Raw genomic sequence first — 14951 nt, 5'->3', positions numbered from 1 at the left:
CCACGCACCTATCAATTCAGGCCAACAAGCCGACGTAAACGAGCTAGTTTGGATGGATCTGCCTGACCGATAAGCTCGGTAGCGGCAAGATGCATGAGTATGGCTTCACGCCGCGTATTGATCGCCGGTAGCGCATAGCAAGCGCCAATAAGGTCCCGCAAAGGGATAGGTAATCGCCAGTGTGCCTTCAGGCGCCCCGCCAACTCGCTGCTGCTATTGGCCAGAGCGTGGCTTAAGTCTTCCAGAGATAAGCTGTGCCCTTTATCACGCCAGAGTTGGGCCTGCCCCAACACACAAAGCTCACCCATACGATGCAACAGCGCCGCACTGTGCAGCGACGCAGGATCAATACGACAGGCCGCAGCCAAATCCGCTACGCGCTTGCACAAAGACTGGGTCTGTCCGAACTGCTCCTGGGCAATCAAAACCAGCTCGGGGTCCTGTAGCTCAGCCTCAGGCCGAAGGGTTAGCCCAAGCGCAATATTCAAGCTGGTGGCGACACCGAGTGTCTGCAAAGCCTCGTGCACACTCATACAGGCTGAGCCGCCATTGCTGTACTGAGCACCATTGGCGGCAGCCAAAAGACGCGCGGTGATGGCAGGCTCCTCACGCGCAATTTCGTACAGTCCGCGCAACTCTGCCGGCTGCTTGCCAAGCGCGACGAGCCTGGCAAAGCTGCTCGCTTGCAACGGCATATCAAGTTTTTCGCTTGTTTGCTCAGCCAGAAAATCCGTAAAACGCTCAACCGCAGGTGCGACAGCGGGGCTCAACGAACTGGTGGCAGGTAATAAACGATCCAAGCAAGCCAGAACCTTGGGTACCTGAAAGGGCTTGCTGATAAACGCGCTCACCCGTAGCGACCGCACCTCCAGCACACTGTCACGATCTGCACGCCCGGTAATCATGACAAGAGGCACCTGAGTATCCTGCCTGCGGATTCGCTCAAGCAAACGAGTGCCAGGCCCGTCAGGGAGGTTCCAGTCGCAAATCACCAGATCCGCAGGGTTGCTCTGCCACTCATCCAAAGCAGCGTTTACGCTTGTTTTGCAGCTAATTTGCGCCTGCGGGCGGAGGCTGTGAACGATTTGACGCAAGAGGTCAGCAATCCAGACATCGTCTTCGAGAATCATCACATGCATCTGTCACTCCTACAGCCTTCATCCAATAAGGCAAGCGCAGCATTTTTTGTTATGTCTGTAGCTATGTATAGCCCCCAGCACCTGCTTAGGCTAATAATAAATTTACTTAAACGCTCGCTCTAAAATTAAAACCCGGAGCAATCAGAGCAAACTCATGACAAGAAACATGAGCACACTTAGTCAAAACCAAAAAACTCATCAACGATTTTTATACGCCCAAATCTGCCTAAACACTACCATCACACTGATACATCAAACATATTCTTTAAAATCTTGTCGCTAAAAACAATTAGCTCACGCAATAAATCAACAAGGCTTTCATCAGCCAGCAGATATAACTGCGATTCTTCGTCATCATGAATCAGGCGATGCTCAAGCTCCCCGGCGAACGTTGAAAGCAGCTGTGCCCCCATGGTGCCACACGTACCTCTCATAGCATGAAGCACAGCTGCTGCACCAACAGGGTCTCGATGCTTGGAAAAATCACTTAGCCGCTCAAGTTGATTTAATTGCGAAGCTGCAAAGCTATTCAATACATTTTTTATCAAACCTAGATTGCCACCAAATCGAAATTTGATAAATTCAAACGACTCGACAACAGAACCATAATCTACCTCTCGCAACGACATAAGTGACGCCGCCCCGCCACTGATTAAATGTCCCTGCAACCTAGCCACAGATTTAACCAACCCAATAGGAACAGCTAAATAACCTTCACCTAGCGCACTTGGCGATTTACTTTCCATTGCATAGCCACTGCATTCCAATACGACTCATAAAAACCCGAAAGAAAAACCAAGAGACTATTTAAAACCAAACTTACCAGAATGAAGCAAGGCAACAAACTCCTCAAAAGCTATAGGCTTTGAATATAAATACCCCTGCATAATACGGCAACCTAATGACTGCAAGGCAGATACCTGCTCCAGTGTTTCAACACCCTCGGCCACCAACTCCAACTCAAACGCTTGAGAAATCCTAACAATCGCATCAACGATTACCGCATCACTCTTATCGATCAACATGTCACGCACGAAACCTTGATCGATTTTTAAAACATCCAACGGGAAACTCTTAAGGTAAGTGAGACTGGAATAACCCGTACCAAAGTCATCAAGCGCAATACGAACCCCTAAAGCTCTCAATGATGACAGCAACTGCTGGGTTCGCTGTATGTTCTTAGCAAGTACGCCTTCGGTAATTTCCAACTCAAGAAAGCACGATTTAAGACCTGACACCTGCAGAGATTCCTGCACCATCTGCAAGAATGACTCCTCTCGAAACTGCACAGCCGATATATTGACGCTAACAATAATATTGGCGCCTTGATCTATAAGCGATTTAGCATCAAAACACGCCTGCTGCAGCACATACTTTCCTAACGGAATGATCAAGCCGGTTTCTTCAGCTAAGGGGATAAACTCTGCCGGCGAAATTAACTCATCATCTTCACCACGCCAGCGCAACAAAGCTTCCATACCAACAATCTTGTTCTCATCAGCAATTACTTTTGCTTGATAAAAAACCTCAAAAACTCGTGCATCCAAGGCACTGCGCATGTGTTGTTCAAGCAGATGGCGCCCACGTATAGACTGCTCAATATCTGCAGAAAAAAAGCGGTAGCGATTACGCCCATCGATTTTTGCTTGGTACATTGCGGCATCAGCATGGCGATATAATGATTCAGCATCATTTGCATCATCCGGATATAGGCTTATTCCGATGCTGACACTCAAGTCATAGCGACTCCCTTTAATTGAGAATGGTGAGTTAATCGCAACTAAAAGCCGCTCAGCAAAATCACTTACAGCATCGAAATTGGTAATCTCAGGCAAAAGAACAACAAACTCATCACCACCCTGCCTGCTCACTGTATCCAAACTTCTTGACACTTCATCTAAACGATCTGCAACATCCTTAAGCAAATCATCGCCCACTGAATGGCCTAACGAATCATTAAGCAATTTAAAATTATCCAAATCCAGCAAGAGCATAGCCACGCGAGTATTGTTGCGGCGCGCTTTCTGCAAAGCCTGCTCAGTTCGATCCTGAAGTAGCGCGCGATTTGGAAGCCCTGTTAAAGCGTCATGATTAGCGAGTCTTTTAGCCGCTTCGTGCAGAGCAAGGTGAACCTTTATGTGCGCCCGAGCCACTTGAGCATTAAGGGGTTTGGCGATCAAAGCGTCACAGACAAGCTTGCACGTAACGCTTCACTCTCAACTCTAGTAGATGGGTCGGTAATAGCGACTCCATCACCCGCATGCAGCAACACCGCATGAATGGGAAAGCCCAGCCACTGCAGACCAGCAAAAGCCTTGTGTTGGCCGTATCAGTCATTTTTGTAATTAGGAACGCTACAGAGGCTCTACAGCCACCCGCCTTATTCGACCTGAGATCATAGGATCAAAAGTCCTATGGTCCTTTCAGGCAAAAAAATGCCGGTCACTTGACCGGCCTCTTTGCTATCTCGCTGCAGCTGCGCTGATTATCCAGTCGTCAACCTCATGCTGAAGCCAGCGGCTTGCTCGGCCTATCTTGACCTGTTTCGGGAAGTCACCCTCTCGGATACGGCAGTAGATAGTTTTACGACTCAATCCGACTTTGCGGCTAACCGCATTGAAGTCCAGAAGGATCATCTCAGACATAACCCACCTCCCAGAAAGAGAGGCTGGTGGATTCATGTGGGCACTGCGGTGGTAATGCGTTCCTCATAGCTGACTGCTCTGCCGGATCTTGCCTTCAAGGCATTAGTTCTACTTTTCCAATTCCGCTGCGCATCAAGTAGACAACGTCACAGCAGCAAACCTAGAGGCTCCGGATAACCTCACACCTGTATATTTCCACAGCAACCAAGGCCGCGCAACAAAATACTTGACTTTCCTGAAACTTATCTATTTTCGAACAAATCCAGCTGCTCAGCCTGATGCTCATCCTCATCAGGACTATCGAGCAGGCGGCTAAGCACGGCATCGAAAGCCTCCATGGTCGGGCGCATCTGAGGCAATTTCGCTTCAGGGTTATTGCGATAGTGCGTAACGACAACACCTGTTTGTCCGTGTGACTGCAACGCGTCACTATCGAAATCCTTGATGCCGTTACGCTGCATGAACTGTGTGCATGTGCGCCGAATATCACGTGGGCTAAATTTTGGAATGGGCTGGCCGTTCATTTTGGCGTGGTCAGTAGCAAACCACTCGCTCACAGCATGAGACAAACTGGACGCGTGAATCGGCTTTTGTCCACCAACACTCCAGGGGTATACGGCCCCTGGAGACTGCAGGGCACGAACCTGTTCGAGTACCTGCAAGGCCCTGCGGCTTAAGGGAACGAAGTGTGCACGTTTTTTACTGCCACGCCCTTTGCTATCGATGATCTTCAAATACTTCTTTTGAAGGTTGTAGCTGGTCCAGGGCTCACGGATAAACTGGAGGGGACGCTGCCCTGCAGTAGCAAAAGCAAAGTGAAAGACACGCGCCATAATTGCACCAACCGAATCGACCTTGGTGATGGTGTACCAAAACTGCTTCAGCTCCTTATCAGTCAAGGAGCGCTCGCCAGGCTTTGAAGTGTTCGGGACAGTCACTGGATCCGCAGGATTCATCTGAAGTCCGTAGCTTTTAGCACTGCTTCGGTCGATATGATGCTCAGCTTTCAAGCCAAAATTGAAAGCAGCTACAAGAAACGAACGAACCTTGCCCGTCTGACGCCCAGCTCCCCTGTCCCAGATTGGTTTCAGCAGAAGATTCACATGCTCCGGCCTGACATCCTTGGCCTTCATATTCATGATGTCGAGCCGTTCCTCTTGGCCTTCCTTGCTCACGGCTACAACTTTCTCGCCTTCCAGATCCTTAGACAGCACACGCTCGAACTCCTTGATCTGCGCAGCTGAAACACCATCACGGCGACGGTCTTCAATGTAATCCCGAAACAATTCGGACAAAGTGCCTTTTGACGCCTCTATTGCAGCAAGTCGCTGCTGCTCATGCAGCTGGCGCTGGCGTTCTGCTTGCTCGACCTCTTCCTCGGCAGCACATCTGGCTAGGTAAGCCTTAATGTCGCCATGCTCTGCCGCGATCTTTGCGTAACGTACCGCTTGCTCGCGAAGTTCAGTAAGTAAGAGGCCGGGGCTCTTGGGTGTTTTCTTGAAGACCCCTAGCTTGATCTTCTGGCCCCCGCCATCGCGGCGGCGGTAGTACCCTTCAACAGCTCCTGAAGCACGGCACTCGAACAAGATTGATCCACTACCTCGGCCTGGCAGTGAATCGGTTGCAGTCTGACCAGGCTTAAGCGCCTTCAGCTCCACATCTGTCAGAAATTTCCTACTACTCGCCTTACCCGATGCCTCTGCCATTTCTGCGTACCGTTTTGCGTACCGTTTCTTAGGGCATGACCGGCCATACCCAGAACCAAGGGGAAACACCTAACCCCTTGAATTTAGGATAACGCGCTAAATCGGCTTTTTTCGGGAGACGCTGGGAAACGACCAGAAACGTGCTTTTTACTGTCTCATAATCCTTTGGTCCACGGTTCGAGTCCGTGTGGGCCCACCAAATAAAAAGCCGCGCACTGCGCGGCTTTTGCGTTTCTACCTGTATCGACTTCATATCTACTCTTCAACCATTTTGCCTCTCCACAAACGCAGTAAACGCTTGCAAGGGCAGCGGCTTGCTGAACAGGTAGCCCTGAAACTGCATGCAGCCGTTACTGAGCAAAACCTGCTGCTGCGCGTCGGTTTCTACACCTTCGGCAATCACGTTCATGCCCATGCTTTGTGCCAGGGCGATAACGGTGCGCACGATGGTTTGGCTGCTGGTGTCGGTGAGCAGGTCGCAGACGAATGAGCGGTCGATTTTCAGGGTGTTGAGGGGCAAGCGTTTGAGGTGACTGAGGGACGAGAAGCCGGTGCCGAAGTCGTCCAGGGAGAAGCGCACGCCGCGCTCGACCAGGGCGTTCATCTTCCGCAGCAGGTCGTCGATGTCTTGCACGATCAGGGTTTCGGTCAGTTCCAAGTCGAGGCGGCGGGCGTCGATGGCGTGCTCGTCGATCAGCCGCAGTATGTCCGCCACAAAATTGCTTTGGCGAAACTGCTTCTGGCTGATATTCACCGCCAAACCGATGTCGGCGTAGCGTGGGTCGTCCTTCCAACAGCGCAGCTGGCGAACAGCCTGCTCCAGCACCCATTGGCCGATGGGGATGATCATCCCGGTCTTTTCTGCATGGTCAATAAACTCGCCGGGACCGAGCAAGCCGCGCACGGGGTGTTGCCAGCGGATCAACACTTCGGCGCCAATGACCTTGCCAGTGCTGTCGAGCTGAGGCTGGTAGTGCAGCACAAACTGCTGCTCGCGCAGTGCTACGTCGAGGTCGCTGTCGAGCATCGAGCATCGAGCGTTCAACGGTATCGCTTTGCAGAATGTGCAACAGCACAAACAGCATCAGCATGGCGGCAATGCCCTGCACCCAGGAGCCGCTGATCCGTACCTCATCCGGAAGGTGATAAGCCGTTGTCGGGCTCCAGGATGAAGAGGCCAGGGCGGTAAACAAACTCAGGCAGAGCAAGGCAACGCCATAGCGCAACCAGATCGGCTCATCGCGAAAAGCCATCAGCGCAGCGACGGCAATCGGCAGCAGGTACAGATGCGTGGCGCGCGGCGCGGCGGCGGTGTGCGGGTCCATCAACAGGGTGGTGCCAACGATCACCAAAATGATCACGCCGAACAGCAACATATTGGCCTGGCGCACCTGGTTGCGCAGCGTCAGGGTGAACACACCGATGCCGCAAAGGATCATCGCCAGGTCCATCAAGGCAACCCCCCACTGCCCACGCAGGCTGAAGAAGATGCCCCAGAAGCTGCCCACCAGCAGCAAGACCAGGCTGGCCCGCATGCGCATACGGCGCTCGCGGCGCTGCCCAATCAGGGCTAGATCGGGGGAGTACCAGAGTTTGATCACCTGCTTGAGAAAGGCAGACAGAACGGTCATTAAAAGTCCCTGTTTGACCCGTTACTTCGCCAAGGAAGTCGCCCGCGGGCATGCCGACGCAGCGATTAATCGATGGGCCGATCTGAGTGTAGACGGCGTAACAGAGGCGCTATGACCGATTACCATGCAGCGACGTTACTCGCCGACATGCTCGGCACTGTGCCGACCAACCACGCAGTTACGGCCCTGCTCTTTACCGCGATACAGGCGCTGGTCGGCGCAGCGGTAAAGCTGCTCGGCGCTACTGCCATCGGCGGGCCACTCGGCAAGGCCGAAGGTGGCGGACAAGGGAATGTCCTGGCTGCCATAACGCATCGGTTGGCTACACAGTTGCGCACGCAGGTTTTCCACCAAGGGTTCGGCGCCGCGGCCATCGGTGTTGCGCAGCAGCAGGCCAAACTCTTCACCCCCCAGGCGACCCAGCGTATCGGTGGACCGCAGCCGATGGCTGAGGCTGTTGCAGATGTGCCGCAGCGCTTGATCGCCAGCATCGTGGCCGTACTGGTCATTCACCGCCTTGAAATAGTCGATATCCAATACCACCAGCACCAGCTTGGCCTGGCTGCGTTTCGCCTCGCGGATGCTCTGCTCCAGGCTTTGTTGGAAGCTGCCACGGCTGGCCACACCAGTCAGCGCATCGGTGCGCGCCATATGCTGCAACTTTTGGTAGGCAGTGGCGCGCCGGGCTTCGTAGAGGTAGACGAAGACCAGAATCATCACACCGCAAAACACGGCGTTACCCAGGTCGATCAGGCTTTCGGCATCGCGCTGAACCGGGTAGGTGTACAGGTACAGCAGGCAAGCGCCGATCACAAAAGGCAGTGACAGCAAGCTGCCGCGCTTGAGCCCGAGCAGCAGGTAGGACAGCACAGGAATGCTGTAGACCCAGACAAAGGCGGTTTTCGAGGCGTTGGGGATAACGATGATGTACAGCAGAAAGCTGAAGGTCGGCACCAGGTAAAGGTAGATCCAGGGCAATAGGTTGCGCACCCGGACAATCCGCCAGGCGCCCCACAGTAACGTTGCGGTGGCAACCAACTCGAAACTGGCGAACAGGTAGTTACCGGCCATAAATTGCAGCGCGCAGAACACTCCGAGGGTCAGCCCGGTACTGGCAAAGATCATACGGATCAACGAACGCTGACCAACGTCCTGCAAGTCGTCGACGGCGGCGTTGCTGTCACTGCCCGGTTTGGTTCGCGGTCGAAAAAACATGGCCCGGCGCTGCATGGGTGGCGGTTTGATGGCTCACTGTGCCTCAACTGCCAGGGCCTTGACCAGATAGGCAACGTGCGAACCGCCGATCACGGGCGGTTGACTTGCCCGCCAAAGCCCTTAAAGTGCCGCCCCATGCACACGCACATTTGCCCAATTTCCGCGTTTTATTACGCCCTGCCCCCTCTCACCAGGCGGTAGATGCGTTGTTGCATGTCCGAACCGCCTGAGGCGGCCCGGATAGCACACCCCCACTCCAGTCTCCTCAGGCCTTTGCCTTAACCAGGAGACACTTATGCCCAGTAACACCTTTGATCTACTCGACCAGCTCGCTGCCCGTGGTTTTATCCACCAAAGCACCGACCTCGATGGCCTGCGCCTGGCGCTCAGCCAGGGCCCGATCACCTTTTACCTCGGTTTCGATGCCACGGCGGACAGCCTGCACGTCGGCCATTTGCAAGCCTTGATGCTGATGCGCCACCTGCAACACGCCGGGCACAAACCGATCCTGCTGATCGGCGGCGCCACCACACGCATCGGCGACCCAAGCTTTCGCGACAGCAGCCGGCCGGTGCTGACGGAAGCGCAGATTCTGCACAACATCGCCGGGATTACCGGCTGCTTTGCCCGCTACATCCAGCTGGGCGATGGCCCCGGCGACGGCCTGGTGGTGGACAACGCCGACTGGCTGGACGGTATCGGCTACCTGCAGTTTCTCGACCAGGTCGGCCGGCACTTTTCCATCAACCGCCTGCTGACCTTCGACGCCGTGCGCAACCGCCTGGAGCGTGAACATTCGCTGAGCTTTCAGGAGTTTGGCTACACCCTGCTGCAGGCCCACGACTTCACTGAGCTGGCGCGCCGGCACAATTGCACCCTGCAACTGGGTGGTGCCGACCAGTGGGCCAATATCATCAATGGCGTGGAACTGGGCCGGCGCCAGGGCAGCCAGCCGCTGTTCGGCCTGACCATGCCGCTGCTGACCACCCGTGACGGGCGCAAGATGGGCAAATCCGCCAGCGGCGCGGTGTGGCTGAATGGCGACAAGCTCTCGCCGTATGACTTCTGGCAGTTCTGGCGCAATTGCGATGACGCTGACGTGGGGCGCTTTCTCGCCCTGTTCAGTGAACTACCGCTGGATGAGGTAGCGCGCTTGAGCGCTCTCGAAGGCGCCGAGCTGAACCAGGCGAAAATCATCCTGGCCAACGCCACCACTGCCCTAGCCCATGGTGAGCAGGCCGCACGCGACGCCGCAGCCACCGCCCTGGCGCTGTTCACGGCGCAGGAAACGGATACCGAACTACCGCAGCTAAGCGTTAGCGCGGAGGATCTGGCCGGCGGTCTCAGCCTCACCGACCTGCTGCTGCGCCATAACTTGCAGCCCTCACGCAGCGCAGTACGCCGCCTGGCGAGCGGCGGCGGTCTGCTGTTGAATGGCGAACGCCAGAGCAACCCGGACCAGCCGTTGCAAGCCTGGCAGCTGGGCCGCCGGCTAAGCCTGGGCAAGAAGCGTCATTACCTGCTGCAGGCGCGGTGACGCAGAGCTGCGGCTGATCGTGCACATGGCACTCGACACTTACCGGCGACGTACATAGCGCCTCCGGTTGCCCCCTGCGCGCAGCGCCACCCATAATCGGCCGCACCTGATTCTGGATGTACTGCGCCCATGGCCATTGCCCGCGACGACCTCGACCAACACGGCCTGATCATTGGTGTTTCGCCCGAGCGCTTCCGCGCCGTGGCCATGCCGCTGTTGTTCGACCACCTGAACGCGCAATGCGAGGGCACCATCGCGGTCAACCGCCAGGCGCGGATTGTCTGGATCAACGACAAGTACGCCGAAAAGGTTGGCATTAGCGACCCGCGCAGCGTGCTCGGCAAAGAGATCGAAGACGTGCTGCCAGCCAGCCGCTTGCGCGAAGTGGTGGAAAGCGGCCAGCCGAGTATGCTCGACCTGATGGCCTTCGGCAGCGAACACTTTGTGGTCACCCGTATTCCGTTGCGCGATGAGGACGGCACCCTGGTCGGCGCGCTGGGCTTTGTGCTGTTCGACCGCGCCCGTCACCTCAAGCCGTTGATGGCCAAATTCAATACCCTGCAGAGCCAGCTGGTCGCCACCCAGCACGAATTGGCCAAGGCGCGCCGCGCGCGTTACACCATTGCTGGATTTATCGGCGCCAGCACGGCGGCCAGCGAAGTCAAACGCCAAGCCCGCCGCGCCGCACAACTGGACGCCACGGTGCTGCTGCGCGGCGAAACCGGCACCGGCAAGGAGCTGCTGGCCCAAGGCATCCACAACCTGTCGCCACGGGCCAACGGGCCGTTTGTCGCGGTCAACGTCGCGGCCATTCCGGAAACCCTGGTCGAGGCCGAGCTGTTCGGCACCGCGCCCGGCGCCTTTACCGGCGCAGATCGCAAGGCGCGTATCGGCAAGTTCGAGGTGGCCAACGGCGGCACGCTGTTTCTCGATGAAATCGGCGATCTACCGCTGCCGCTGCAAGCCAAGCTGCTGCGCGTATTGCAGGAGCAGGAGGTTGAGCCGCTGGGCTCCAATCAGGTCAAACCGTTGAATGTGCGAGTGATCGCTGCCACGCACATTGATCTAGAGGCCAAAGTCGCCGCCGGGCAGTTCCGCGACGACCTCTACTACCGCCTAAACGTGCTGACCCTGCGTGTACCGCCGCTGCGTGAGCGCCGCGAAGATATTCCGGCGCTGCTGGAACACCTGCTCGACGATATCGCCAACCGCTCCACTCAGGCCCCGCTGGAAGTCAGCGACGACGCCCTCGCCCTGCTGAGCGCGCAACCCTGGCGCGGCAATGTGCGCGAGCTGCGCAACCTGCTGGAGCGCGCGCAATTGGATGTCGATGGGCGCCTGAATGCGTCGGCTGCGCGGGCGCTGCTGGTTGATCCGGTGACGCCCTCGGCGCACACCCCTGCACCGCAGCCAGCGACCAGCGTGTCGCAAACATTGGCGGAGCAACTGGCACAGGCCGAACGCCAGGCGCTGATCGACGCCCTTCAGGCCACAGCCGGCAACCGCCAACAGGCTGCGCAACGCCTTGGAATTTCCCGCGCAGGGCTGTATGCCAAGCTGGCGCTGCATGGGCTGGGTAAGCACGACTAAGCCAGTCGCGCGGCTCCCAAAGCGGACGCAATTCACTGTAGGAACGGTGGGGTGCCTAACCCTTGGCCGCGATGTTTCTGAACATGCCAAAGATCGCGGGCAAGGAACTAGGCGTCCCCCGCGCCTAAAAAAGCGAAAGTCCATAATTTTGGACTTTAAGCCCATCGAGCAATCCAAAAATTTGGACTGATTCCAAAAATAAAGACACATCGTTCTCCCCCGGCAACCACGCCAAACCGCCTAAGCCCGACGCAACCCATCAAGCACAAGCCTTTCAGCCACCTAGACCAAAGTCGTAGCCCCGTCTGGCACAGCTTTCGCTCTAGTCTGCCCAACGTTTTGTCTCGCTGCCTGGCTTAACGAGCAAGCTCATCAGCGTCGCCATAGAGCGGTGCTTAAAACAACAACAAAAGGAACCAGCCATGGGTACCCTCGGTATTCTGATTTCCCTCGCATTGTTGATGTACCTCGCCTATCGCGGCATCAACGTGCTGATCCTCGCCCCTCTGCTCGCGTTGCTGGCCTTGCTGTTTGCCGGTGACATCCACCTGCTGCTGCCCACCTACACGCAAGTGTTTATGAAGGCCATGGGTGGCTACGTGATTCAGTTCTTTCCGCTGTTTCTGCTGGGCGCGCTGTTCGGCAAGTTGATGGACGACTCGGGATCGGCCCGCGCCATCGCCCAGGGCATCGTCGCGAAAGTCGGCAGCGAGCGGGCGATCCTGGCCATCGTGCTGGCATGCGGCATCCTCACTTACGGCGGCGTGTCGCTGTTCGTGGTGGCCTTTGCGGTGTACCCGATTGGCGCGGCGTTGTTCCGTGAAGCGGGCATTCCCAAGCGCCTGATCCCCGGCGCCATCGCCCTCGGCTCGTTCACCTTCACCATGACCGCGCTGCCCGGCACCCCGGCGATTCAGAACGCCATCCCCAACCCGTTTTTCGGTACCGACGCCTTCGCCGCGCCGGGCCTGGGGGTGATCGCCGGGCTGATCATGTTCGGCCTCGGCACCTGGTGGCTTACCGCACAGTCGCGCAAGCTGATGGCGGCGGGCGAAGGCTATGGCGCGCACCGTGATGACCCGGTCGCCGAGGACAACCGGGCGATCCCGGGTTTCTGGCTGGCGCTGCTGCCGATCTTCGTGGTGATCGTGTTGAACTTCCTGATGGCCAAGCAGATTCTGCCGAGCATCGATACCAGCTACCTGGCCAAGCCGGAATTCGGCGGCCTGCAAGACGCCAAATCGCTGATCGGCATCTGGGCGATCATCGTCGCCCTGAGCGCGGCCATCCTGTTGTTAATCGCCATGCACTGGCAGCGCTGGATGGACCTGAAGAAGAGCGTCAACGACGGCGCCTTCGGCTCCATGCTGCCCATCCTCAACACCGCAGCTGAAGTGGGTTATGGCACGGTGATCGCCTCGCTGGCGGGCTTTGTGATCATTCGCGACCTGGTGCTCGGCGTCTCCGATAACCCGCTGATCTCCGAAGCGGTGGCGGTGAATATCCTCGCCGGCATCACCGGTTCGGCGTCTGGCGGTATGTCGATTGCGCTGAAAACCCTCGGCGAGCAGTACCTGACCATGGCCAACGCCGCCGGCATCAGCCCAGAGCTGCTGCACCGCGTCGCGGCCATGGCCTCTGGCTGCATGGACACCCTGCCGCACAACGGCGCGGTGATCTCACTGCTGGCGATCTGCAAGCTGACGCACCGTGAGTCGTACAAATTTATCTTCGTTAACACCGTGGCGTTCCCGATGGTGGCGCTGGTGGTCGTCATCACCCTGGGCACGCTGTTCGGTAGTTTCTGACGGGCCTGGCATGGCGCCCCTGTGCGCCATGCCGCCCCTACTCAATGTTGTTTAATCGCTTTCGAGTACCCGCTATGAGCAAGATCATGACCGCCGCCGCTGCGGTGGCGAGCATCCCGGACAACGCCAACCTGGCCACGGGCGGCTTCGTCGGCATCGGTTTCGCCGAGGAAATCGCCATCGCCCTGGAGCAGCGCTTTCTCGCTGAACAGGCACCGCGCGACCTGACCCTGGTGTATGCCGCCGGCCAAGGCGATGGCAAGGGCCGCGGCCTTAACCACTTGGCACATGAAGGCCTGGTACGCCGGGTGATCGGCGGCCACTGGGGCCTGGTACCGGGGCTGCAGAAGCTGGCGGTGGAGAACCGCATCGAGGCCTACAACCTGCCGCAGGGGGTGATCTCCCAGCTGTTTCGCGACATCGCCGCCGGCAAGCCGGGGCAGCTGTCGCGGGTCGGTTTGGGCACTTACGTCGACCCGCGCCACGGTGGTGGCAAGCTCAATGCGCGCACCACCACCGAGCTGGTGCGGCTAATGCCCATCGACGGCGAGGACTACCTGTTCTACCCGACATTCCCCATTCACGTGGCGGTGGTGCGCGCCACCAGCGCCGACCCCGACGGTAACCTGAGCTTTGAACGTGAAGCGCTGACCATCGAGAGCCTGGCCATCGCCATGGCCGCACGCAACTCGGGCGGGTTGGTGATTGCACAGGTCGAACGCATCGTCGAACGCGGTTCGCTAAATGCCCGCGAGGTGAAGATCCCCGGGATTCTGGTCGACTGCGTGGTGCTGGCCGAGCCGGCCAATCATCAGCAAACCTTTGCCACCGCCTACAACCCGGCCTTCGCCGGCGAAACCCGCGTGCCGATGGACAGCCTGAAAGCCATGCCGCTGGATGTGCGCAAACTGATCGCCCGCCGCGCGGCACTGGAGCTGAAAGCCGGTGCAGTGGTCAACCTGGGCATCGGCATGCCCGAAGGTGTGGCCGGGGTAGCGGCCGAGGAAGGCGTGATCGAGCGCCTGACCCTGACCGCCGAACCCGGCGTTATCGGCGGCATCCCCGCCTCGGGGCTGGATTTTGGCGCGGCGAGCAACCACAGCTCGCTGCTCGACCAGCCCTACCAGTTCGACTTCTACGACGGCGGCGGTCTGGATATCGCCTTTCTCGGCCTGGCTCAGGCCGATGCGGCCGGCAACCTCAACGTGTCCAAGTTCGGCTCACGCCTGGCCGGAGCGGGCGGTTTCATAAATATCAGCCAAAACGCCAAGCAAGTGGTGTTCCTCGGTACCTTCAGCGCAGGGCCGCAGGATATCCGCATCGAGGATGGCCAACTGCGCATCATCAAGGATGGCGAGCTGTGCAAGTTCGTCGCCGAAGTCGAGCACCGCACCTTCGCCGGCCACCAGGCTGCCGAGCGCGGCCAGCCGGTGCTGTATGTCACCGAACGCTGCGTGTTCCGCCTGACCCTGGACGGCCTGGAGCTGATCGAAGTGGCGCCGGGGGTGGATATCCAGCGCGACATCCTCGACCGCATGGACTTCACCCCCATCGTGCGCACGCCGCAACTGATGGATGCACGGCTGTTTCTGCCGTCGCCGATCGGCCTGAGCGAGCAACTGAACGCTGATTAACATTTGAGTGTGAGTTTACGGGCCCGCTGGGCCCGTTTTTTTTGCC

The 14951-nt window shown here is 57.7% G+C and carries 13 protein-coding genes; 4 read left to right on the top strand and 9 right to left on the bottom strand.

The features are described from left to right. Window positions 1-11: 11 nt before the first annotated feature. From BLO50_RS17075 to BLO50_RS17050, 9 genes are all read right to left on the bottom strand, one after another. Window positions 12-1139 carry a response regulator gene (locus BLO50_RS17075; RefSeq protein WP_090255124.1) on the bottom strand — a complete coding sequence of 376 codons (1128 nt, stop codon included), beginning with the start codon at window positions 1137-1139 and terminating at the stop codon, window positions 12-14. Between the two features lie 239 nt (window positions 1140-1378). Next, complete coding sequence (locus tag BLO50_RS21710; RefSeq protein ID WP_143003837.1) at window positions 1379-1885, bottom strand: Hpt domain-containing protein; 507 nt, start codon at window positions 1883-1885, stop codon at window positions 1379-1381. Window positions 1886-1942: 57 nt separating this feature from the next. Beyond that, window positions 1943-3319, bottom strand: a complete 1377-nt coding sequence (locus tag BLO50_RS17070) for a putative bifunctional diguanylate cyclase/phosphodiesterase (RefSeq protein ID WP_090255122.1) — start codon at window positions 3317-3319, stop codon at window positions 1943-1945. 282 nt (window positions 3320-3601) lie between these two features. After that, window positions 3602-3775, bottom strand: coding sequence for a helix-turn-helix transcriptional regulator (locus BLO50_RS17065; protein ID WP_244152909.1), 174 nt, complete (start codon window positions 3773-3775; stop codon window positions 3602-3604). Between the two features lie 251 nt (window positions 3776-4026). Continuing rightward, a complete protein-coding gene (locus BLO50_RS17060; protein ID WP_169852805.1) occupies window positions 4027-5370 on the bottom strand; it encodes a site-specific integrase in 1344 nt (447 codons plus the stop codon). Between the two features lie 148 nt (window positions 5371-5518). Then, entirely contained in the window at window positions 5519-5743 is a 225-nt protein-coding gene (locus BLO50_RS21705; protein ID WP_143003836.1) for a hypothetical protein, read from the bottom strand. Between the two features lie 9 nt (window positions 5744-5752). Next, the gene (locus tag BLO50_RS22095) at window positions 5753-6472 is read right to left on the bottom strand and encodes a putative bifunctional diguanylate cyclase/phosphodiesterase (protein WP_244152908.1); all 720 of its coding nucleotides are present in this window, start codon (window positions 6470-6472) and stop codon (window positions 5753-5755) included. Then, window positions 6360-7121, bottom strand: coding sequence for a hypothetical protein (locus BLO50_RS22090; protein ID WP_244152904.1), 762 nt, complete (start codon window positions 7119-7121; stop codon window positions 6360-6362). Before BLO50_RS22090 ends, BLO50_RS22095 begins: the two co-directional genes overlap by 113 nt. Before the next feature lie 135 nt (window positions 7122-7256). Further along, on the bottom strand, window positions 7257-8336 hold the full coding sequence (locus BLO50_RS17050) for a GGDEF domain-containing protein (RefSeq protein WP_090255115.1): 1080 nt from the start codon (window positions 8334-8336) through the stop codon (window positions 7257-7259). Between the two features lie 295 nt (window positions 8337-8631). Here BLO50_RS17050 and tyrS point away from each other — a divergent pair, with 295 nt between their 5' ends. From tyrS to BLO50_RS17030, 4 genes are all read left to right on the top strand, one after another. Further along, window positions 8632-9873, top strand: a complete 1242-nt coding sequence (gene tyrS / locus BLO50_RS17045) for a tyrosine--tRNA ligase (protein ID WP_090255113.1) — start codon at window positions 8632-8634, stop codon at window positions 9871-9873. Window positions 9874-10002: 129 nt separating this feature from the next. After that, entirely contained in the window at window positions 10003-11463 is a 1461-nt protein-coding gene (locus BLO50_RS17040) for a sigma-54 interaction domain-containing protein (protein WP_090255111.1), read from the top strand. A 422-nt stretch (window positions 11464-11885) separates the two neighbouring features. Next, complete coding sequence (locus BLO50_RS17035) at window positions 11886-13271, top strand: GntP family permease (RefSeq protein ID WP_090255109.1); 1386 nt, start codon at window positions 11886-11888, stop codon at window positions 13269-13271. Window positions 13272-13345: 74 nt separating this feature from the next. After that, complete coding sequence (locus BLO50_RS17030; RefSeq protein ID WP_090255107.1) at window positions 13346-14905, top strand: acyl CoA:acetate/3-ketoacid CoA transferase; 1560 nt, start codon at window positions 13346-13348, stop codon at window positions 14903-14905. Window positions 14906-14951: the final 46 nt, after the last annotated feature.

Source organism: Pseudomonas peli (genome assembly GCF_900099645.1).
GTDB classification, from domain to species: domain Bacteria; phylum Pseudomonadota; class Gammaproteobacteria; order Pseudomonadales; family Pseudomonadaceae; genus Aquipseudomonas; species Aquipseudomonas peli.
Note: the sequence above shows the minus strand (reverse complement) of the source record. Positions and strands in the feature narration are given on the sequence as shown.

Coding starts and splice junctions, on each gene's coding strand:
- BLO50_RS17075 (WP_090255124.1), bottom strand. CDS start 1,139: ATGCATGTGATGATTCTCGAAGACGATGTCTGGATTGCTGACCTCTTG.
- BLO50_RS21710 (WP_143003837.1), bottom strand. CDS start 1,885: ATGGAAAGTAAATCGCCAAGTGCGCTAGGTGAAGGTTATTTAGCTGTT.
- BLO50_RS17065 (WP_244152909.1), bottom strand. CDS start 3,775: ATGATCCTTCTGGACTTCAATGCGGTTAGCCGCAAAGTCGGATTGAGT.
- BLO50_RS21705 (WP_143003836.1), bottom strand. CDS start 5,743: ATGAAGTCGATACAGGTAGAAACGCAAAAGCCGCGCAGTGCGCGGCTT.
- BLO50_RS22090 (WP_244152904.1), bottom strand. CDS start 7,121: ATGACCGTTCTGTCTGCCTTTCTCAAGCAGGTGATCAAACTCTGGTAC.
- BLO50_RS17050 (WP_090255115.1), bottom strand. CDS start 8,336: ATGTTTTTTCGACCGCGAACCAAACCGGGCAGTGACAGCAACGCCGCC.
- tyrS (WP_090255113.1), top strand. CDS start 8,632: ATGCCCAGTAACACCTTTGATCTACTCGACCAGCTCGCTGCCCGTGGT.
- BLO50_RS17040 (WP_090255111.1), top strand. CDS start 10,003: ATGGCCATTGCCCGCGACGACCTCGACCAACACGGCCTGATCATTGGT.
- BLO50_RS17035 (WP_090255109.1), top strand. CDS start 11,886: ATGGGTACCCTCGGTATTCTGATTTCCCTCGCATTGTTGATGTACCTC.
- BLO50_RS17030 (WP_090255107.1), top strand. CDS start 13,346: ATGAGCAAGATCATGACCGCCGCCGCTGCGGTGGCGAGCATCCCGGAC.